Genomic DNA, 21224 nt, shown 5'->3' with positions numbered 1-21224 from the left:
CGTGAAACGTCAATTTTTATTTTAGATGCTAGACAAACTAACTTTATTGGAGAGTTTGATCCTGGCTCAGGATGAACGCTGGCGGCGTGCCTAATACATGCAAGTCGAGCGAATGGATTAAGAGCTTGCTCTTATGAAGTTAGCGGCGGACGGGTGAGTAACACGTGGGTAACCTGCCCATAAGACTGGGATAACTCCGGGAAACCGGGGCTAATACCGGATAACATTTTGCACCGCATGGTGCGAAATTCAAAGGCGGCTTCGGCTGTCACTTATGGATGGACCCGCGTCGCATTAGCTAGTTGGTGAGGTAACGGCTCACCAAGGCAACGATGCGTAGCCGACCTGAGAGGGTGATCGGCCACACTGGGACTGAGACACGGCCCAGACTCCTACGGGAGGCAGCAGTAGGGAATCTTCCGCAATGGACGAAAGTCTGACGGAGCAACGCCGCGTGAGTGATGAAGGCTTTCGGGTCGTAAAACTCTGTTGTTAGGGAAGAACAAGTGCTAGTTGAATAAGCTGGCACCTTGACGGTACCTAACCAGAAAGCCACGGCTAACTACGTGCCAGCAGCCGCGGTAATACGTAGGTGGCAAGCGTTATCCGGAATTATTGGGCGTAAAGCGCGCGCAGGTGGTTTCTTAAGTCTGATGTGAAAGCCCACGGCTCAACCGTGGAGGGTCATTGGAAACTGGGAGACTTGAGTGCAGAAGAGGAAAGTGGAATTCCATGTGTAGCGGTGAAATGCGTAGAGATATGGAGGAACACCAGTGGCGAAGGCGACTTTCTGGTCTGTAACTGACACTGAGGCGCGAAAGCGTGGGGAGCAAACAGGATTAGATACCCTGGTAGTCCACGCCGTAAACGATGAGTGCTAAGTGTTAGAGGGTTTCCGCCCTTTAGTGCTGAAGTTAACGCATTAAGCACTCCGCCTGGGGAGTACGGCCGCAAGGCTGAAACTCAAAGGAATTGACGGGGGCCCGCACAAGCGGTGGAGCATGTGGTTTAATTCGAAGCAACGCGAAGAACCTTACCAGGTCTTGACATCCTCTGACAACCCTAGAGATAGGGCTTCCCCTTCGGGGGCAGAGTGACAGGTGGTGCATGGTTGTCGTCAGCTCGTGTCGTGAGATGTTGGGTTAAGTCCCGCAACGAGCGCAACCCTTGATCTTAGTTGCCATCATTAAGTTGGGCACTCTAAGGTGACTGCCGGTGACAAACCGGAGGAAGGTGGGGATGACGTCAAATCATCATGCCCCTTATGACCTGGGCTACACACGTGCTACAATGGACGGTACAAAGAGCTGCAAGACCGCGAGGTGGAGCTAATCTCATAAAACCGTTCTCAGTTCGGATTGTAGGCTGCAACTCGCCTACATGAAGCTGGAATCGCTAGTAATCGCGGATCAGCATGCCGCGGTGAATACGTTCCCGGGCCTTGTACACACCGCCCGTCACACCACGAGAGTTTGTAACACCCGAAGTCGGTGGGGTAACCTTTTTGGAGCCAGCCGCCTAAGGTGGGACAGATGATTGGGGTGAAGTCGTAACAAGGTAGCCGTATCGGAAGGTGCGGCTGGATCACCTCCTTTCTATGGAGAATTGATGAACGCTGTTCATCAATATAAGTTTCCGTGTTTCGTTTTGTTCAGTTTTGAGAGAACTATCTCTCAGAAATAAATGTATGTTCTTTGAAAACTAGATAACAGTGTAGCTCATATTTTTTAATTTTAGTTTGGTTAAGTTAGAAAGGGCGCACGGTGGATGCCTTGACACTAGGAGTCGATGAAGGACGGGACTAACGCCGATATGCTTCGGGGAGCTGTAAGTAAGCTTTGATCCGAAGATTTCCGAATGGGGAAACCCACCATACGTAATGGTATGGTATCCTTACCTGAATACATAGGGTAAGGAAGACAGACCCAGGGAACTGAAACATCTAAGTACCTGGAGGAAGAGAAAGCAAATGCGATTTCCTGAGTAGCGGCGAGCGAAACGGAATCTAGCCCAAACCAAGAGGCTTGCCTCTTGGGGTTGTAGGACATTCTATACGGAGTTACAAAGGAACGAGGTAGACGAAGCAGCCTGGAAAGGCTCGTCACAGAGGGTAACAACCCCGTAGTCGAAACTTCGTTCTCTCTTGAATGTATCCTGAGTACGGCGGAACACGTGAAATTCCGTCGGAATCTGGGAGGACCATCTCCCAAGGCTAAATACTACCTAGTGATCGATAGTGAACCAGTACCGTGAGGGAAAGGTGAAAAGCACCCCGGAAGGGGAGTGAAAGAGATCCTGAAACCGTGTGCCTACAAATAGTCAGAGCCCGTTAATGGGTGATGGCGTGCCTTTTGTAGAATGAACCGGCGAGTTACGATCCCGTGCGAGGTTAAGCTGAAGAGGCGGAGCCGTAGCGAAAGCGAGTCTGAATAGGGCGTTTAGTACGTGGTCGTAGACCCGAAACCAGGTGATCTACCCATGTCCAGGGTGAAGTTCAGGTAACACTGAATGGAGGCCCGAACCCACGCACGTTGAAAAGTGCGGGGATGAGGTGTGGGTAGCGGAGAAATTCCAATCGAACCTGGAGATAGCTGGTTCTCCCCGAAATAGCTTTAGGGCTAGCCTTAAGTGTAAGAGTCTTGGAGGTAGAGCACTGATTGAACTAGGGGTCCTCATCGGATTACCGAATTCAGTCAAACTCCGAATGCCAATGACTTATCCTTAGGAGTCAGACTGCGAGTGATAAGATCCGTAGTCAAGAGGGAAACAGCCCAGATCGCCAGCTAAGGTCCCAAAGTGTGTATTAAGTGGAAAAGGATGTGGAGTTGCTTAGACAACTAGGATGTTGGCTTAGAAGCAGCCACCATTTAAAGAGTGCGTAATAGCTCACTAGTCGAGTGACTCTGCGCCGAAAATGTACCGGGGCTAAATACACCACCGAAGCTGCGAATTGATACCTATGGTATCAGTGGTAGGGGAGCGTTCTAAGGGCAGTGAAGTCAGACCGTAAGGACTGGTGGAGCGCTTAGAAGTGAGAATGCCGGTATGAGTAGCGAAAGACGGGTGAGAATCCCGTCCACCGAATGCCTAAGGTTTCCTGAGGAAGGCTCGTCCGCTCAGGGTTAGTCAGGACCTAAGCCGAGGCCGACAGGCGTAGGCGATGGACAACAGGTTGATATTCCTGTACCACCTCTTTATCGTTTGAGCAATGGAGGGACGCAGAAGGATAGAAGAAGCGTGCGATTGGTTGTGCACGTCCAAGCAGTTAGGCTGATAAGTAGGCAAATCCGCTTATCGTGAAGGCTGAGCTGTGATGGGGAAGCTCCTTATGGAGCGAAGTCTTTGATTCCCCGCTGCCAAGAAAAGCTTCTAGCGAGATAAAAGGTGCCTGTACCGCAAACCGACACAGGTAGGCGAGGAGAGAATCCTAAGGTGTGCGAGAGAACTCTGGTTAAGGAACTCGGCAAAATGACCCCGTAACTTCGGGAGAAGGGGTGCTTTCTTAACGGAAAGCCGCAGTGAATAGGCCCAAGCGACTGTTTAGCAAAAACACAGGTCTCTGCGAAGCCGTAAGGCGAAGTATAGGGGCTGACACCTGCCCGGTGCTGGAAGGTTAAGGAGAGGGGTTAGCGTAAGCGAAGCTCTGAACTGAAGCCCCAGTAAACGGCGGCCGTAACTATAACGGTCCTAAGGTAGCGAAATTCCTTGTCGGGTAAGTTCCGACCCGCACGAAAGGTGTAACGATTTGGGCACTGTCTCAACCAGAGACTCGGTGAAATTATAGTACCTGTGAAGATGCAGGTTACCCGCGACAGGACGGAAAGACCCCGTGGAGCTTTACTGTAGCCTGATATTGAATTTTGGTACAGTTTGTACAGGATAGGCGGGAGCCTTTGAAGCCGGAGCGCTAGCTTCGGTGGAGGCGCTGGTGGGATACCGCCCTGACTGTATTGAAATTCTAACCTACGGGTCTTATCGACCCGGGAGACAGTGTCAGGTGGGCAGTTTGACTGGGGCGGTCGCCTCCTAAAGTGTAACGGAGGCGCCCAAAGGTTCCCTCAGAATGGTTGGAAATCATTCGTAGAGTGCAAAGGCATAAGGGAGCTTGACTGCGAGACCTACAAGTCGAGCAGGGACGAAAGTCGGGCTTAGTGATCCGGTGGTTCCGCATGGAAGGGCCATCGCTCAACGGATAAAAGCTACCCCGGGGATAACAGGCTTATCTCCCCCAAGAGTCCACATCGACGGGGAGGTTTGGCACCTCGATGTCGGCTCATCGCATCCTGGGGCTGTAGTCGGTCCCAAGGGTTGGGCTGTTCGCCCATTAAAGCGGTACGCGAGCTGGGTTCAGAACGTCGTGAGACAGTTCGGTCCCTATCCGTCGTGGGCGTAGGAAATTTGAGAGGAGCTGTCCTTAGTACGAGAGGACCGGGATGGACGCACCGCTGGTGTACCAGTTGTTCTGCCAAGGGCATAGCTGGGTAGCTATGTGCGGAAGGGATAAGTGCTGAAAGCATCTAAGCATGAAGCCCCCCTCAAGATGAGATTTCCCATAGCGTAAGCTAGTAAGATCCCTGAAAGATGATCAGGTTGATAGGTTCGAGGTGGAAGCATGGTGACATGTGGAGCTGACGAATACTAATAGATCGAGGACTTAACCATATAATATGAAGCAAATGTTATCTAGTTTTGAAGGAATATACCTTCAATAGTTTGGTGATGATGGCAGAGAGGTCACACCCGTTCCCATACCGAACACGGAAGTTAAGCTCTCTAGCGCCGATGGTAGTTGGGACCTTGTCCCTGTGAGAGTAGGACGTCGCCAAGCAAAAACCTAAGTCGTTTCGACTTAGGTTTTTTTGTATACATTTTTATTTGCCAAATGTAGTAATCCATAAATTTAGTAATGCTAAAAAAGAAAAAAGAAGAGGCTGTTTAAAATAATAGTGATTTGTTTTGGTTTTCCAGGTTTTCCGAACGAACCTAGAATAGTTCCGATAATGGGACTAATTATTTCTATAAGCAGTATAGGTTTGAAGTAATGATAGTAGAAAAAGTGAGATGTTATAAAGGAAGATTCAATAATTGCACCAGTTACTGCGATGAAAAAAAACAAATATGATCATATATTAAGGTTCTGCATAATTAATCCACCTATAAATTAGTGTGAACTTATAGTAATAGTATCATGAGCTTCACTTAAATATACAAAAAATGATATTACTTAAACCTTAATTTGATTACTTCTTCTTATGCTAAGGTTATACATGGTATGAATTTGAAAATAAATAACTGTTATTGTGATAAATTTAGAAAATGAAATTCAATTAAATCCTGGTTAAGGTATTTTATCGCTACACGGCTAGATCTTCATATGATTGCATCTTATACGCCTATCCTAATTCCCTTTCCCACTTGCATATATTTTCACTTCTTCTTTTGAATATAACTAAAACACGAACGATATCAATAACTAATAAAAAAACATTCGATTATTTGTTGACATGGCTTATGAAATGTTGTTAATATATCCATAGAAACAATATTATATCGCACCTCATATAATCGCGGGGATATGGCCTGCAAGTCTCTACCTAACGACCGTTATTCGTTAGACTATGGGGGAAAGTCACTCGGTATTTTTCTATTCACAAGGGATACGTATGCCTGAGTAGAGCGCTTTCTCTCATAGTAAAAGAGAAACTGTTCTATTTCAGGCTTTTTTTATTTGAATCGGGGGGATTCTAATATGAAATCACTAGTTGGAATCATAATGGGAAGCACGTCAGACTGGGAAACAATGAAATATGCTTGTGACATTTTAGATGAATTACACATTCCGTATGAGAAGAAAGTTGTATCCGCTCATCGGACTCCAGATTATATGTTTGAATATGCAGAAACAGCTCGTGAACGTGGGTTAAAAGTTATTATTGCTGGAGCTGGAGGAGCCGCTCATTTACCAGGGATGGTTGCGGCGAAGACAAATCTTCCTGTAATCGGTGTTCCTGTTCAATCAAAAGCGTTAAATGGTTTAGATTCTTTACTGTCTATCGTTCAAATGCCAGGAGGGGTTCCAGTTGCGACTGTTGCGATTGGTAAGGCTGGTTCAACAAACGCAGGACTACTTGCTGCACAAATACTTGGATCATTTCATGATGACATACATGATGCATTAGAACTGAGACGAGAAGCAATTGAGAAAAATGTGCGTGAAGGTAGTGAGTTGGTATGACAAGAATCATTTTACCGGGAAAAACAATTGGCATTATTGGTGGTGGCCAGCTTGGAAGAATGATGGCGCTAGCAGCGAAGGAAATGGGTTATAAAATTGCTGTACTAGATCCGGCAAAGCATTCACCATGTGCACAAGTTGCTGATATTGAAATTGTTGCATCTTATGATGATTTGAAAGCGATTCAGCATTTAGCGGAAATAAGCGATGTTGTCACATATGAATTTGAGAATATTGATTATAGATGTTTACAATGGCTTGAAAAACATGCGTATTTACCACAAGGCAGTCAGTTATTAAACAAAACGCAAAATCGTTTTACAGAAAAGAATGCAATCGTAAAGGCTGGTTTACCAGTAGCACCATATAGACTTGTGAAGAAGCAAGATGAACTTTTAGAAGCAATTACGGAACTTTCCTTTCCTTGTGTGTTAAAAACAACAACAGGAGGATATGACGGAAAAGGGCAAGTTGTTTTAAGAAGTGAGACGGATGTTGTAAGAGCATGGGAGCTTGCCAGTCAAGCTGAATGTATTCTTGAAAAATGGGTGCCATTTGAAAAAGAAATATCAGTTATTGTAACTCGTAGCGTAAGTGGTGAAACGAAGGTATTTCCAGTAGCTGAAAATATTCACGTTAATAACATCTTACATGAATCCATCGTACCAGCTCGTATTACAGAAGAGCTTTCACAAAAAGGAATTGAATATGCACAGGTACTAGCGGATGAACTGCAGCTTGTGGGAACACTAGCGGTAGAGATGTTTGCTACGGCAGATGATGAGATTTATATTAATGAATTAGCACCAAGACCTCACAATTCAGGACATTATACAATTGATGCATGCGAAACGAGTCAATTTGGGCAACATATTCGAGCAATCTGTAATTTACCTCTAGGAGAAACAAATTTGTTAAAACCAGTTGTCATGGTAAACATTTTAGGCGAACATATAGAAGGGGTCCTAAAGCAAGTGAATAGATTAACCGGGTGCTATTTACACTTGTATGGAAAAGAAGAAGCAAAGCTGCAGCGTAAAATGGGGCATGTAAATATTTTAAATGAAAATGTTGAAGATGCTTTAGACAAAGCGCAAGAATTGCATATTTGGGACCATCAAGAACAACTTTTGGAGGGAAAAAGATGATTAGTCGTTATACACGCCCTGAAATGGGTGCGATTTGGACGGAAGAGAACAAATTTAAAGCGTGGTTAGAAGTTGAGATTTTAGCATGTGAAGCATGGGCCGAACTTGGTGATATCCCAAAAGAAGATGTGAAAAAAATTCGTGAACATGCATCATTCGATATGGAGCGTATTTATGAGATTGAAAAAGAAACACGTCATGATGTAGTTGCTTTCACTCGTGCTGTATCAGAAACACCAGCATTAGGTGAAGAACGCAAATGGGTACATTACGGTTTAACATCTACAGACGTAGTAGATACAGCTTTATCTTATATCTTAAAACAAGCAAATGAAATTCTACTAAACGACTTAGAAAATTTCATTACTATTTTAGCTAACAAAGCAAAAGAGCATAAGTACACAATTATGATGGGAAGAACACACGGTGTTCATGCAGAACCAACAACATTTGGTTTAAAACTTGGTCTTTGGTATGAAGAAATGAAACGTAACTTAGAACGTTTCAAACAAGCAGCTGATACAGTTCGCGTTGGTAAATTGTCTGGTGCAGTTGGTACATACGCGAACATTAATCCATTCGTAGAAAAATATGTTTGTGAAAACTTAGGGTTAGAAGCAGCTCCGATTTCAACACAAACATTGCAACGTGATCGTCATGCACATTACATGTCAACACTTGCATTAATCGCAACATCTATTGAGAAAATGGCAGTCGAAATTCGTGGTTTACAAAAGAGTGAAACACGTGAAGTGGAAGAGTCATTTGCGAAAGGACAAAAAGGTTCTTCTGCAATGCCACATAAACGAAATCCAATCGGTTCTGAAAATATGACTGGTTTAGCTCGTGTTATCCGTGGTTATATGATGACATCTTACGAGAATGTTCCATTATGGCATGAACGTGATATTTCACATTCTTCTGCGGAACGTATTATCTTACCAGATGCAACAATCGCATTAAACTACATGTTAAATCGCTTTGGTAATATCGTGAAAAACTTAACGGTATTCCCAGAGAACATGAAGCGCAATATGCAAAGAACATACGGTTTAATTTACTCTCAACGTGTAATGCTTACACTAATCGACAAAGGTATGGTACGTGAAGAAGCTTACGATATCGTACAGCCTAAAGCGATGGAAGCTTGGGAGACACAAGTACAATTTAAGGAGCTTGTAGAAGCAGATGAGCGTATTACAAGCAAATTAACACAAGAAGAAATCAACGAATGCTTTAACTACGAGCATCACTTACAACACGTTGATACAATCTTTGAACGTCTTGGATTAAACTGATAATTTTATATGGCACAGAATAGAGTCATTCTGTGCCATTCTTTATAAAAAAATTATTCATATTTTTCAAACTACAGGGGGCTTGCGAAATGCAAAAGCTAGAATTGCTGTATGAAGGTAAGGCAAAAAGAATTTATCGTACAGAAGCAGCAGATATGGTTTGGGTAGAGTACAAAGATAGTGCTACTGCTTTCAATGGGGAGAAAAAAGCGACAATTACAGGAAAAGGTCGTCTGAACAATGAGATTACAACTCTTTTATTCAGAAAGTTACAAGAAGTGGGAATTAAAACACATTTTGTTGAGAAGCTGTCAGATACAGAACAGCTTGTGAAAAAAGTAAGTATTATTCCATTAGAGGTTGTCACAAGAAACGTAATTGCAGGAAGTCTTTCAAAACGATTAGGAATGGAAGAAGGAACTGTACTTGCAGCACCAATCGTAGAATTTTACTACAAAGATGATGATTTAGGAGATCCGCTTGTAACAGAAGATCATATTCGCGTATTAAACGTTGCAACGCCAGAGCAAGTAAGTACATTAAGAGAAAAAGCTCTACAAATCAATCAAGTATTGATTGAGCACTTCGCAAGCTGTCGTGTAAGATTAGTAGATTTTAAATTAGAGTTTGGTGTAACAGAAGAAGGCGAAATCGTATTAGCAGATGAAATTTCACCAGATACTTGCCGTTTATGGGATGAAGAGAGCAATGAGAAATTTGATAAAGATGTATTCCGCCGTGATTTAGGCAATTTAACAGAGGCATATGAAGAAATTTTAAAACGTTTAGGGGGAGCTTCACATGTATAAAGTTAAGGTATATGTAACATTAAGAGAGAGCGTATTAGATCCACAAGGAACAGCAGTGAAAGGTGCTCTTCACAGTCTTTCCTTTACAGAAGTACAAGATGTCCGCATTGGTAAATATATGGAGTTAACAATCGATAAATCAGTAACTGATCTGGATAGCAAGGTAAAAGAAATGTGTGAAAAACTATTAGCGAACGTTGTAATGGAAGATTTCCGTTACGAAGTTGAGGAGGTTGTCGCACAGTGAAATTTGCCGTAATCGTTTTTCCAGGTTCGAACTGTGATGTTGATATGTTTCATGCAATTAAGGATGAGCTTGGTGAAGAGGTAGACTACGTTTGGCATGATGCAGAGAATTTAGATGAGTATGATGCAATTCTTTTACCAGGTGGATTCTCTTACGGTGATTATCTTCGCTGTGGTGCCATTTCTCGCTTTGCAAATGCAATGAAGGCAGTGCAAAAAGCTGCTGAGCAAGGAAAGCCGATTTTAGGTGTATGTAATGGATTCCAAATTTTAGTTGAATCAGGATTACTACCAGGTGCATTAATGCGAAATGAAAACTTGAAGTTTATGTGCCGTACAGTTCAGTTACGTGTGGAAAATAATGAAACAATGTTTACGTCGCAATATAAACAGGGTGAAGTAATCGATATTCCAATCGCACATGGCGAAGGAAATTACTACTGCGATGAAGCAACTCTTAAAGAATTAGAAGAAAAGAACCAAATTGCATTCCGTTATGTAGACAATCCAAACGGAAGCGTTTCAGATATTGCAGGTATTGTAAATGAAAAAGGAAATGTACTTGGCATGATGCCACATCCAGAGCGTGCTGTGAGTGAATTGCTTGGCGGCGCTGAAGGTTTAAAAGTCTTTCAATCTATTTTGAAACATTGGAGGGAAACATATGTCGTTAATGCTTGAACCAAATCCAACACAAATTAAAGAAGAACGTATATATGCGGAAATGGGGCTAACAGACGAAGAGTTTGCCATGGTTGAAAAGATTTTAGGTCGTTTGCCGAACTACACAGAAACAGGTCTTTTCTCTGTTATGTGGTCAGAGCACTGTAGTTATAAAAACTCAAAACCAGTTCTTCGTAAGTTTCCAACAACAGGAGAGCGTGTACTACAAGGACCTGGAGAAGGTGCAGGGATTGTAGATATCGGTGATAACCAAGCGGTTGTATTTAAAATGGAAAGTCATAATCACCCTTCAGCAATTGAGCCATATCAAGGCGCGGCAACGGGTGTTGGTGGTATTATTCGCGATGTATTCTCTATGGGAGCACGTCCAGTAGCATTATTAAACTCACTTCGCTTCGGTGAACTACAATCACCACGCGTAAAATATTTATTTGAAGAAGTAGTTGCAGGGATTGCAGGATATGGTAACTGCATCGGTATTCCAACTGTGGGCGGAGAAGTACAGTTTGATCCATGTTATGAAGGCAACCCGCTTGTAAATGCAATGTGCGTTGGTTTAATTAATCATGAAGATATTAAAAAAGGGCAAGCGCACGGTGCTGGTAATACGGTTATGTACGTAGGTGCTTCAACAGGACGCGACGGTATTCACGGTGCAACTTTCGCATCGGAAGAACTATCTGAGAGTTCAGAAGCAAAACGTCCAGCAGTACAAGTAGGCGATCCATTTATGGAGAAACTTCTTATTGAAGCATGCCTAGAGCTGATCCAATCTGATGCTCTTGTCGGAATTCAAGATATGGGAGCTGCCGGTTTAACATCATCTTCTGCAGAAATGGCAAGTAAAGCAGGAATGGGTATTGAAATGTACTTAGACGATGTACCACAACGTGAAACAGGTATGACACCATATGAAATGATGTTATCTGAATCACAAGAACGTATGTTGATTGTGGTAAAAAAAGGTAGAGAACAAGAAATTGTAGATTTATTTGAAAAGTACGGACTTGCGGCAGTTACGATGGGGAAAGTAACTGAAGATAAAATGCTTCGATTATTCCATAAAGGTGAAATGGTAGCGGAAGTTCCAGCAGATGCATTAGCAGAAGAAGCACCAATTTATCATAAGCCTTCAAAAGAAGCAGCGTACTTTAAAGAGTTCCAAGAAATGAAGATGGAAACACCAAAAGTAGATAACTATAAAGGGACATTACTAGCTCTATTACAACAACCAACGATTGCAAGTAAAGAGTGGGTATATGATCAGTACGATTATCAAGTGCGCACAAGCACAGTTGTTACACCAGGATCAGATGCGGCAGTTGTACGTGTACGTGGTACAGAGAAAGCATTAGCAATGACAACAGACTGTAACTCTCGCTACATTTACTTAGATCCTGAAATGGGCGGTAAAATTGCAGTAGCAGAAGCTGCACGTAATATCGTATGTTCTGGTGGAGAACCACTTGCAATTACAGATTGCTTGAACTTTGGTAACCCAGAAAAACCAGAGATTTTCTGGCAAATTGAGAAGTCAGTAGATGGTATGAGTGAAGCTTGTCGCACATTACAAACTCCAGTTATCGGCGGAAACGTATCAATGTACAATGAACGTAGCGGTGAAGCTGTATATCCAACACCGACTGTTGGTATGGTAGGTCTTGTTCATGACTTAAAACATGTAACAACACAAGAGTTTAAGCAAGCTGGCGATCTTATTTATGTAATTGGTGAAACAAAAGCTGAGTTTGGTGGAAGTGAATTGCAAAAGATGGTATACGGTAAAATCTTTGGTCAATCACCAAGCATCGATTTAGAAGTAGAATTAAAACGCCAAAAACAATTACTAGAAGCTATTCAAGCGGGACTTGTTCAATCTGCACATGACGTTGCAGAAGGAGGATTAGCAGTTGCGATTGCTGAAAGTGCAATTGGTGCGAAACACTTAGGTGCTACTGTGAAATTAGATGGGGAAGCAACAGCGGCATTATTCTCGGAATCACAATCACGCTTTGTCGTAACAGTAAAACGTGAACAACAAGAAGCGTTTGAGAAATCAGTAGAAGCAATTCAAGTTGGAGAAGTCACAAATACAAATGAAGTAACAATTCATAATGAAGAAAATGAAGTATTACTTATAGCAAATGTTGATGAAATGAGAAAGGCTTGGAAAGGGGCAATCCCATGCTTGCTGAAATAAAGGGGTTAAATGAAGAATGTGGCGTTTTCGGAATTTGGGGGCATGAAAATGCAGCACAAGTTACGTACTACGGATTGCATAGTTTGCAGCACCGTGGGCAAGAAGGCGCGGGCATTGTTGTCAATAACGGGGAGAAAATTGTTGGCCATAAGGGGTTAGGTTTAGTATCAGAAGTGTTTTCAAGAGGTGAACTAGAAGGCTTAAATGGAAAATCAGCAATTGGACACGTGCGCTATGCGACAGCAGGCGGAAGTGAAGTAGCAAATGTGCAACCATTACTATTCCGTTTCTCTGATCATAGTATGGCGTTAGCTCACAACGGAAATTTAATTAACGCAAAAATGCTTCGCCGTGAATTAGAGGCAGAAGGAAGTATTTTTCAAACAAGTTCAGATACAGAAGTACTGCTTCATTTAATTAAACGTAATACAAAAGGTTCACTAATCGAGAGCGTAAAAGATGCATTGAACAAAGTAAAAGGCGCATTTGCGTATCTTTTACTAACAGGAAACGAAATGATTGTTGCACTAGATCCGAATGGATTCCGACCACTTTCAATTGGGAAAATGGGGGATGCGTATGTCGTAGCATCTGAAACATGTGCTTTTGATGTAGTTGGTGCAACATACATTCGTGATGTAGAACCTGGAGAACTACTTATCATTAATGACGAGGGTATTCAAGTAGATCGTTTTACAAACGAAGTAGATCATGCAATTTGTAGTATGGAATACATTTACTTTGCTCGTCCAGATTCTAATATTGCTGGCATTAACGTTCATGCAGCACGTAAAAATATGGGAAAACGTTTAGCGATGGAAGCTCCAATTGAAGCAGATGTTGTAACAGGTGTTCCAGACTCTAGTATTTCGGCAGCGATCGGTTATGCAGAAGCAACAGGAATTCCATACGAATTAGGATTAATTAAAAATCGTTACGTTGGTCGTACCTTTATCCAACCTTCTCAAGAATTGCGTGAGCAAGGGGTAAAAATGAAGCTTTCAGCAGTACGAGGCGTGGTTGAAGGAAAGCGTGTTGTAATGATTGACGATTCCATTGTACGAGGAACAACAAGTAAACGTATTGTGCGCATGCTTCGTGAGGCAGGAGCGACAGAAGTACATGTGAGAATTGCTTCTCCGCCACTTAAGTATCCATGTTTCTATGGAATTGATATTCAAACGAGAAAAGAATTAATTGCAGCAAATAACTCTGTAGAAGAAATACGTCAAATCATCGGTGCAGATTCTTTAACATTTTTAAGTGAAGATGGCTTAGTAGATGCAATTGGACGTCCATATGAAGGGAAATACGGCGGCTTATGTATGGCTTACTTTAATGGAGATTATCCAACAGCTCTTTATGATTATGAGCAAGAGCTTTTAGAAAGTATGAAATAAAAAGGCGAGAAGCTTCTACTTCATTTTAAGTAGAAGCTAGCTTTTTCCTAAAACATACTCTATAAAGAGAGTGCCCGCTTGGGTGGGAGAAATTAAAAGACGAGGTGTAAAAAACGATGGCGAATGCATATAAGCAAGCAGGAGTAGATATTGAAGCTGGATATGAAGCGGTATCTCGCATGAAAAAACACGTACAAACAACAATGAGAAAAGAAGTACTAGGCGGTCTTGGCGGTTTTGGAGGTATGTTTGATCTATCAAAATTTGCATTAGAAGAACCTGTATTAGTATCTGGAACAGACGGCGTGGGTACAAAATTAATGCTCGCTTTTATGATGGATAAACATGACACAATTGGTATTGATGCAGTAGCGATGTGTGTAAATGATATTGTTGTCCAAGGGGCAGAACCGCTTTTCTTCCTTGATTACATTGCTTGCGGTAAAGCAGAACCTAGTAAAATTGAAAACATCGTCAAAGGTATATCAGAAGGTTGTCGCCAAGCGGGTTGTGCATTAATTGGTGGAGAGACAGCTGAGATGCCAGGTATGTATTCCACTGAAGAGTATGACTTAGCTGGTTTTACTGTTGGAATTGTTGATAAAAAGAAAATTGTAACAGGTCAGTCTATTGAAGCTGGTCATGTATTAATTGGTTTAGCATCTAGTGGTATTCATAGTAACGGGTATTCTTTAGTACGAAAAGTGTTATTGGAAGACGGACAGCTATCTTTAGATCGTATACAGGGTCGCTTAGAACTACCTCTTGGTGAAGAACTATTAAAACCAACGAAAATTTATGTCAAACCTATTTTAGAACTATTGAAAAAGTATGAAGTGTATGGCATGGCACATATTACAGGTGGCGGCTTTATTGAAAATATTCCACGTATGTTGCCGGAAGGAATCGGTGCAGAAATTGAACTAGGTTCTTGGCAAATTCAACCGATTTTTAGCTTGCTTCAAGAGGTTGGAAAATTAGAAGAAAAAGAAATGTTCAATATTTTTAACATGGGTATTGGTATGGTAGTTGCAGTAAAAGAAGAAGATGCAAAAGCTGTTGTTCAACTTCTTGCAGAACAAGGAGAAAAAGCACATATTATTGGACGTACTGTAAAAGGATCAGGTGTTACTTTTAATGGAGGCGCAGAACTATGAGTAGATTGGCAGTCTTTGCCTCTGGAAGCGGCTCTAACTTCCAAGCACTAATTAATGCAGTGGAAGAAAAAAGATTACATGCTGAAATTAGTTTGCTAGTATGTGATCAACCTGAGGCACGTGTTATCGGACGAGCGTATTATCATCATGTTCCATGCTTTGCTTTTTCAGCGAAAGAATATGAATCAAAAGAAGCATTTGAAAATGAGATATTAAAAAAACTGCGAGAATACGAGATTGATTGTGTTATTTTGGCAGGATATATGCGTCTTATCGGGTCAACATTATTAGAAGCCTATGGTGGGAAAATCATTAACATTCATCCATCATTATTACCGAGTTTTCCAGGGAAAGATGCTGTTGGTCAAGCATTAGAAGCGGGTGTGAAAGTAACTGGTGTGACAATTCATTATGTAGATGCAGGGATGGATACAGGACCAATTATCGCACAAGAAGCAGTAACAGTTTCTGAAACGGATACGAGAGAGAGTTTACAAAAGAAAATTCAGCAAGTTGAACATAGATTGTACGTAGATACGGTGAACGAAATCGTTCAATTTATAGAAGAGCCAACTGTTAAATAACATTCAACTAGGGGTGAAGGATAAATGAAAAAGCGTGCATTAGTAAGTGTTTCGAATAAAACAGGGGTTGTAGAATTTGTTAAAGGATTACTTGAACAAGGGATTGAAGTTATTTCAACAGGCGGAACGAAAAGATTATTAGAAGAAAACGGCTTACAAGTCATCGGGATTTCTGAAGTAACAGGTTTCCCAGAAATTATGGACGGACGTGTAAAAACATTACATCCAAACATCCATGGTGGTTTACTTGCAGTACGTGATAATGAAACGCATGTGGCGCAGATGAATGAATTAGGCATTCAGCCAATCGACTTTGTTGTTGTAAACTTATACCCATTTAAAGAAACAGTTGCTAAACCTGATGTGACATTTGCTGATGCAATTGAAAATATTGATATCGGTGGTCCAACAATGATTCGTTCAGCTGCGAAAAATCATAAATTTGTATCAGTAATCGTTGATCCAACAGATTATGATGTTGTACTAGCTGAGTTAAAAGAAAACGGTGAAGTTACAGACGAAACAAAACGTAAATTAGCAGCAAAAGTATTCCGCCATACAGCGGCATATGATGCATTAATTTCAAACTATTTAACTGAACAAATGGGAGAAGAAAGTCCAGAAACATTAACGGTAACATTCGAGAAAAACCAAGATTTACGTTACGGAGAAAACCCACATCAAAAAGCAACATTCTATAAAGCACCATTTGCAGCAACTTCTTCTGTTGCATATGCAGAGCAGTTACATGGAAAAGAGCTATCTTACAACAATATCAATGACGCAGATGCAGCGCTTAGCATCGTGAAAGAATTTACAGAACCAGCAGTGGTAGCAGTAAAACATATGAATCCATGCGGAGTTGGTGTTGGTACTGATATTCATGAAGCATATACACGTGCTTACGAAGCAGATCCAGTATCAATCTTTGGCGGCATTATTGCAGCGAACCGTGAAATTGATAAAGCTACAGCAGAAAAATTACATGAAATTTTCTTAGAAATTATTATTGCACCTTCCTTCTCAGAGGAAGCATTAGAAGTGTTGCAAAGTAAGAAAAACTTACGCCTTTTAACTGTAAATATTGAAAAAGCAGTAAATGCAAGTAAAAAATTAACTTCTGTACAAGGTGGCCTTCTTGTTCAAGAAGAAGATACGCTAGCGCTAGATGAAGATGCAATTACAGTTCCAACAAAACGTGAACCAACAGAGCAAGAATGGGCCGATTTAAAACTAGCTTGGAAAGTTGTCAAACACGTAAAATCAAATGCAATTGTTTTAGCAAAAGATAATATGACAATTGGAGTTGGAGCTGGACAAATGAACCGCGTTGGCTCAGCGAAAATTGCTATTACACAAGCTGCTGATAAAGCACAAGGTAGTGCGCTTGCATCTGATGCATTTTTCCCAATGCCAGATACAGTAGAAGAGGCTGCTAAAGCAGGGATTACAGCAATCATTCAACCAGGCGGATCGATTCGTGATGAAGATTCTATTAAAAAAGCTGATGAGTTTGGCATTACTATGGTGTTCACTGGCGTACGTCATTTCAAACATTAATAGGGGAAGTTTAAAAAGTCCGGCCAAGATAACCTTCTTTTTGAACATGAACGAATAGAAACAAACTAGGGGCATTGCTCCTGGTTTGTACTTATTTGAATATTGGAGGATGACATATGAATGTTTTAGTAATTGGCCGCGGTGGACGTGAGCATGCTTTAGCTTGGAAGTTTGCACAGTCTGAGCAAGTGGAAAAGGTATATGTAGCACCAGGAAATGAAGGTATGAGAGACGTGGCAACGCCAGTTGCTATTGATGAAAATGATTTTGATGCACTTGTTCTGTTTGCGAAAGAGAACAATATAGGTTTAACATTCGTCGGTCCCGAAATTCCGCTTATGAATGGGATTGTCGATCGTTTTGAGGCAGAAGGACTTCGTGTTTTTGGTCCGAATAAAGCAGCGGCTGTGATTGAGGGCAGTAAAGCTTTTACAAAAGAATTGATGAAAAAGTACGATATTCCAACAGCAGCATATGAAACGTTCACGAACTATGAGGAAGCAGTAGCGTATATTCGAAAAATTGGTGCACCAATTGTTATTAAAGCGGACGGTTTAGCAGCTGGTAAAGGTGTAACAGTGGCAATGACGTTAGAAGAGGCATTACAAGCTGTAAAAGAAATGCTGCAAGATGTGAAATTTGGTGAAGCAAGTAAAAAGGTTGTTATTGAAGAGTTTTTAGATGGACAGGAATTCTCTTTAATGGCATTCGTAAATGGAACAACTGTTTATCCAATGGTAATTGCACAAGATCATAAACGCGCTTTTGATGGTGATAAAGGACCGAATACAGGAGGAATGGGTGCATATTCTCCAGTACCACAAATTCCAGAATCAGCGGTTGAAGTAGCGATTGAAACGGTTTTACATCCAACCGCTCAAGCGATGATCAAAGAAGGCCGTTCATTTACAGGCATTTTATATGCAGGTCTTATTTTAACAAACGAAGGCCCAAAAGTAATTGAGTTTAATGCTCGTTTTGGAGATCCGGAAACAGAAGTTGTACTGCCTCGTTTAGACAATGATTTAGTTGATGTATGTAATAGCGTTTTAGATGGAGAAAAATTAGTACTTAAATGGTCTGAAGAAGCGGTTATTGGTGTAGTACTTGCTTCAAAAGGATATCCTGAAGTATATGAAAAAGGCGCTATTATTCGCGGATTAGATACATTAGAAGATGCAATTGTTTTTCATGCAGGTACAGCTATGAAGCGTGGAGATTTCGTAACAAACGGTGGTCGTGTACTATTTGTTGCTTGTAAAGCAAAAGACTTACAAGAAGCGAAAGATAAAGTATATAAAGAAATCGCGAAAATTAAGAGTGATGGGTTATTTTATCGAAATGATATAGGATACCGCGCAATTGCAAAGGTAGATTGCTAGAAGCTAACATGTTTTATGTTAGCTTCTTTTTTTGTTTAGTATTTACTTTCGTTCAAAACATAAAAAGTGGTTTGCTTTATTTTGTATGCAGAAAGCAAGTCCTAATAATTAAAGTAGTATATTATCTAGTTGATCCTGAAATCCCAAGCTTCTCCATCTTCCTGTATAATGTTCGAACACTAATTCCTAAATCAGCAGCAGCCTGTTTTTTTCCTTCATAATCATATCCATAATAATGAAGCTTTTTAATAATACTCTCTTTTTCGGCCTCTTTTAATGTACTGCATTCTTTTGAAGGTGACTGTGGTTGAGTTATATTATGTTGTAGGAATCCCGGTAAGGATGATTGGGTTAATTGGCTACTCTTTTCCATATTCATACTGTATTCTAAAATGTTCTCTAGTTCACGAATGTTCCCAGGCCAGTGATATTGCTTTAACTTTTCTAAAAAATCATCTGTATAAGTTTGAATGAATTTTCCTGTTCTTGTTTGTAATTTTTCAATTAAGAAGGGAACTAGTTTTTTTAAGTCTTCTTTTCTTTCTCTTAATGGTGGTAAATGGATAGGAATAACATTTAGTCTGTAGTAAAGATCGGAACGGAATTGTTTAGATTCCATCAATTTTTCTAATGATTGATTAGATGCAGCGATAATCCGGATATTCACTTTTTTAGGAAGTGTTCCACCAATTCTTTGTACAACACCATCTTGCAGTACTTTCAATAGTTTTGGTTGTAAATGGAGAGGGAGATCGGCAATTTCATCTAAAAATAGTGTTCCTCGATCGGCCATTTCAAAGTAACCTGGTTTTCCTTTTTTCCTTGCTCCCGTAAATGCACCTTCCTCATAGCCAAAGAGTTCACTTTCGAATAAAGATTCAGGAATACTAGCACAATTTATTTCAATGAAATCTCCTCTTTGGAACATGCTCTGTTCATGAATAAGTTTTGCCATTAAGCTTTTTCCCGTCCCTGTTTCTCCAGTAATAACAATAGAGGAAGTACTACTTTTCATATTTTTTAAGATTTCTTTTATGTTTTGCAATGTATGGCTGTTCCCAAGGATATATTCAGTTTGTTTTAATTTCGTGCCCATTGTGGGAGTGGAATAATTGGTTTCATGAATGATAGCAGTAATAATCCCTTTTAATTTTTCCATCCAATAGATAAATTCTTTTTGCTGGTCGATTAACTTCTGTTGTTTATTTTTTGAAAAACTAACGAATGAAAGATAACCGTAGTGGCGTTCATTTTGAATCATGTTTTGTATAATTTCTGCAGTTGATGGACAGCTCTTTTGAAAGTGACAACCATGACACATATTCATATGTCCTGGCTTATGTACAAAGGTAATGGGATGCTCGTATAGTTTTTGGAAAAATGGGAGGTAGACACGTTCTCCTTTTTTCTTTTTATATTCTTCCGTTGAAGAAACTAATAGCCCTTCATGGTTGAAATAGGCGATTTCTATTTGTAAGAGTTCGGAAAAGGTATGAATAATTTTTGTGATTGCTGTGATTGTAGACAATTTAGAACCTCCTTTCTATTATACAACCATTGTATGATAATTCTGAAAAATGAAAAAGTGTCAAACGTTTGTCAAAAATGTCAAACAATCGTATTAAGATTGCTTGCTATGATAAGGATTTTCTATGCAATAACATTGGCATGATTTTTGCTTAATAAAAAGTAGATGTAAATAAAGGGGGCTTTTTTATGGAAAGAGATTATTTTCAATTAAAGGATAAAGTGGCGGTTGTAACTGGGGCGGCATCAGGAATTGGGTATGCGACTGCAACAATTTTTGCTGAAGTAGGGGCTGCCGTTATTCTTTTAGATATTGATGAAGAAAAGGGTATGCAAGCTGCACAGAGTTTACGAGATGAGGGACAGCGAGTAGAGTTTTTGAAGTGCGATGTAACAAGTGAATTAGATTGTAAGAATGTTAGCGAACATATTAGGCAGGTATATGGAAGTGTAGATGTGTTGTTTAACAATGCGGGAATTATTAGAAGAAAAACAGTTGTTGAATTAGAGGAAAGGGAGTGGGATTCAGTTATTAATGTTTCATTAAAAGGTGTATACCTATTATCTAAATATATCATTCCAATTATGGCTGAAAAGCAAGGTGGGAGTATTATCAATACAGGTTCCGGATGGGGGCTAAAAGGAGGCGATAAAGCAGCTGCTTATTGTGCTGCAAAGGCCGGTGTTGTGAACTTAACGAAGGCGATGGCAATTGATCATGGTCCGCAAAATATTCGAGTGAATTGTATATGTCCTGGTGATACAGATACACAGTTACTACGTGACGAGGCGAAGCAATTAAATGTGGAAGAGGGAACATTTTTGAAAGAGTCAGCAACAGATCGACCTCTATCAAGAATTGGTACGCCTCGTGATATCGCAAAAGGTGTTTTATTTTTAGCTAGCGATTTGTCATCTTGGGTGACAGGAACGGAACTTGTTGTTGATGGTGGAGGTTTAGCATAATTGAAAGAATTTTAATAAGGGGGTATTA

The 21224-nt window shown here is 40.8% G+C and carries 14 protein-coding genes, 3 rRNA genes, 1 pseudogene and 1 riboswitch; of the genes and pseudogenes, 16 read left to right on the top strand and 2 right to left on the bottom strand.

What is annotated here, in order from left to right; all coding sequences use genetic code 11:
- The first annotated feature begins 43 nt into the window (after positions 1–43).
- From MHH71_RS14350 to rrf, 3 genes are all read left to right on the top strand, one after another.
- Positions 44–1595: ribosomal RNA gene (locus MHH71_RS14350) — 16S ribosomal RNA — on the top strand.
- 145 nt (positions 1596–1740) lie between these two features.
- Positions 1741–4662: ribosomal RNA gene (locus MHH71_RS14345) — 23S ribosomal RNA — on the top strand.
- A gap of 50 nt (positions 4663–4712) precedes the next feature.
- Positions 4713–4828, top strand: a 5S ribosomal RNA gene (gene rrf, locus MHH71_RS14340).
- Together the 16S, 23S and 5S rRNA genes form the textbook arrangement of a ribosomal RNA operon.
- Before the next feature lie 43 nt (positions 4829–4871).
- Here the strand turns inward: rrf and MHH71_RS14335 are convergent.
- A pseudogene (locus MHH71_RS14335) lies at positions 4872–5116 on the bottom strand (hypothetical protein).
- 421 nt (positions 5117–5537) lie between these two features.
- A riboswitch (purine riboswitch) is annotated at positions 5538–5639 on the top strand.
- A 110-nt stretch (positions 5640–5749) separates the two neighbouring features.
- Here MHH71_RS14335 and purE point away from each other — a divergent pair.
- From purE to purD, 12 genes are all read left to right on the top strand, one after another.
- On the top strand, positions 5750–6235 hold the full coding sequence (purE, locus tag MHH71_RS14330; protein ID WP_006093209.1) for a 5-(carboxyamino)imidazole ribonucleotide mutase: 486 nt from the start codon (positions 5750–5752) through the stop codon (positions 6233–6235).
- Positions 6232–7383 (top strand): 5-(carboxyamino)imidazole ribonucleotide synthase, encoded by a 1152-nt coding sequence (gene purK, locus MHH71_RS14325; protein WP_018783508.1) that lies wholly within the window; start codon positions 6232–6234, stop codon positions 7381–7383. The genes purE and purK overlap by 4 nt, the downstream gene beginning before the upstream one ends.
- Entirely contained in the window at positions 7380–8681 is a 1302-nt protein-coding gene (gene purB / locus MHH71_RS14320; RefSeq protein WP_018783509.1) for an adenylosuccinate lyase, read from the top strand. The genes purK and purB overlap by 4 nt, the downstream gene beginning before the upstream one ends.
- An 89-nt stretch (positions 8682–8770) precedes the next feature.
- Positions 8771–9490 carry a phosphoribosylaminoimidazolesuccinocarboxamide synthase gene (gene purC / locus MHH71_RS14315; RefSeq protein WP_003194587.1) on the top strand — a complete coding sequence of 240 codons (720 nt, stop codon included), beginning with the start codon at positions 8771–8773 and terminating at the stop codon, positions 9488–9490.
- The gene (gene purS, locus MHH71_RS14310) at positions 9483–9737 is read left to right on the top strand and encodes a phosphoribosylformylglycinamidine synthase subunit PurS (RefSeq protein WP_000278826.1); all 255 of its coding nucleotides are present in this window, start codon (positions 9483–9485) and stop codon (positions 9735–9737) included. Before purC ends, purS begins: the two co-directional genes overlap by 8 nt.
- Entirely contained in the window at positions 9734–10417 is a 684-nt protein-coding gene (gene purQ / locus MHH71_RS14305) for a phosphoribosylformylglycinamidine synthase subunit PurQ (RefSeq protein ID WP_018766466.1), read from the top strand. The genes purS and purQ overlap by 4 nt, the downstream gene beginning before the upstream one ends.
- On the top strand, positions 10401–12620 hold the full coding sequence (gene purL, locus MHH71_RS14300; RefSeq protein WP_033798566.1) for a phosphoribosylformylglycinamidine synthase II: 2220 nt from the start codon (positions 10401–10403) through the stop codon (positions 12618–12620). The genes purQ and purL overlap by 17 nt, the downstream gene beginning before the upstream one ends.
- Positions 12605–14020, top strand: coding sequence for an amidophosphoribosyltransferase (purF, locus tag MHH71_RS14295; protein WP_018766468.1), 1416 nt, complete (start codon positions 12605–12607; stop codon positions 14018–14020). Before purL ends, purF begins: the two co-directional genes overlap by 16 nt.
- Before the next feature lie 116 nt (positions 14021–14136).
- Entirely contained in the window at positions 14137–15177 is a 1041-nt protein-coding gene (purM, locus tag MHH71_RS14290) for a phosphoribosylformylglycinamidine cyclo-ligase (RefSeq protein WP_003205715.1), read from the top strand.
- On the top strand, positions 15174–15761 hold the full coding sequence (gene purN / locus MHH71_RS14285; RefSeq protein ID WP_033798565.1) for a phosphoribosylglycinamide formyltransferase: 588 nt from the start codon (positions 15174–15176) through the stop codon (positions 15759–15761). Before purM ends, purN begins: the two co-directional genes overlap by 4 nt.
- 24 nt (positions 15762–15785) lie before the next feature.
- Entirely contained in the window at positions 15786–17321 is a 1536-nt protein-coding gene (purH, locus tag MHH71_RS14280) for a bifunctional phosphoribosylaminoimidazolecarboxamide formyltransferase/IMP cyclohydrolase (RefSeq protein ID WP_003194601.1), read from the top strand.
- Positions 17322–17437: 116 nt separating this feature from the next.
- Positions 17438–18703, top strand: coding sequence for a phosphoribosylamine--glycine ligase (gene purD, locus MHH71_RS14275; protein ID WP_003194602.1), 1266 nt, complete (start codon positions 17438–17440; stop codon positions 18701–18703).
- 121 nt (positions 18704–18824) lie between these two features.
- On the opposite strand, the gene MHH71_RS14270 is transcribed toward purD, so the two are convergent.
- A complete protein-coding gene (locus MHH71_RS14270) occupies positions 18825–20231 on the bottom strand; it encodes a sigma-54 interaction domain-containing protein (protein ID WP_006093197.1) in 1407 nt (468 codons plus the stop codon).
- A 188-nt stretch (positions 20232–20419) separates the two neighbouring features.
- Here MHH71_RS14270 and MHH71_RS14265 point away from each other — a divergent pair, with 188 nt between their 5' ends.
- Positions 20420–21196, top strand: coding sequence for an SDR family NAD(P)-dependent oxidoreductase (locus MHH71_RS14265; RefSeq protein ID WP_006093195.1), 777 nt, complete (start codon positions 20420–20422; stop codon positions 21194–21196).
- The last annotated feature ends 28 nt before the right edge of the window (positions 21197–21224 follow it).

The organism is Bacillus sp. FSL H8-0534, from assembly GCF_038005885.1.
Taxonomy (GTDB): Bacteria; Bacillota; Bacilli; order Bacillales; family Bacillaceae_G; genus Bacillus_A; species Bacillus_A pseudomycoides.
Note: the sequence above shows the minus strand (reverse complement) of the source record. Positions and strands in the feature narration are given on the sequence as shown.

Bases quoted from the DNA above. Each gene is read 5' to 3' on its own strand.
- purE (WP_006093209.1), top strand. From the start codon at position 5,750: ATGAAATCACTAGTTGGAATCATAATGGGAAGCACGTCAGACTGGGAA.
- purK (WP_018783508.1), top strand. From the start codon at position 6,232: ATGACAAGAATCATTTTACCGGGAAAAACAATTGGCATTATTGGTGGT.
- purB (WP_018783509.1), top strand. From the start codon at position 7,380: ATGATTAGTCGTTATACACGCCCTGAAATGGGTGCGATTTGGACGGAA.
- purC (WP_003194587.1), top strand. From the start codon at position 8,771: ATGCAAAAGCTAGAATTGCTGTATGAAGGTAAGGCAAAAAGAATTTAT.
- purS (WP_000278826.1), top strand. From the start codon at position 9,483: ATGTATAAAGTTAAGGTATATGTAACATTAAGAGAGAGCGTATTAGAT.
- purL (WP_033798566.1), top strand. From the start codon at position 10,401: ATGTCGTTAATGCTTGAACCAAATCCAACACAAATTAAAGAAGAACGT.
- purF (WP_018766468.1), top strand. From the start codon at position 12,605: ATGCTTGCTGAAATAAAGGGGTTAAATGAAGAATGTGGCGTTTTCGGA.
- purM (WP_003205715.1), top strand. From the start codon at position 14,137: ATGGCGAATGCATATAAGCAAGCAGGAGTAGATATTGAAGCTGGATAT.
- purN (WP_033798565.1), top strand. From the start codon at position 15,174: ATGAGTAGATTGGCAGTCTTTGCCTCTGGAAGCGGCTCTAACTTCCAA.
- purH (WP_003194601.1), top strand. From the start codon at position 15,786: ATGAAAAAGCGTGCATTAGTAAGTGTTTCGAATAAAACAGGGGTTGTA.
- purD (WP_003194602.1), top strand. From the start codon at position 17,438: ATGAATGTTTTAGTAATTGGCCGCGGTGGACGTGAGCATGCTTTAGCT.
- MHH71_RS14265 (WP_006093195.1), top strand. From the start codon at position 20,420: ATGGAAAGAGATTATTTTCAATTAAAGGATAAAGTGGCGGTTGTAACT.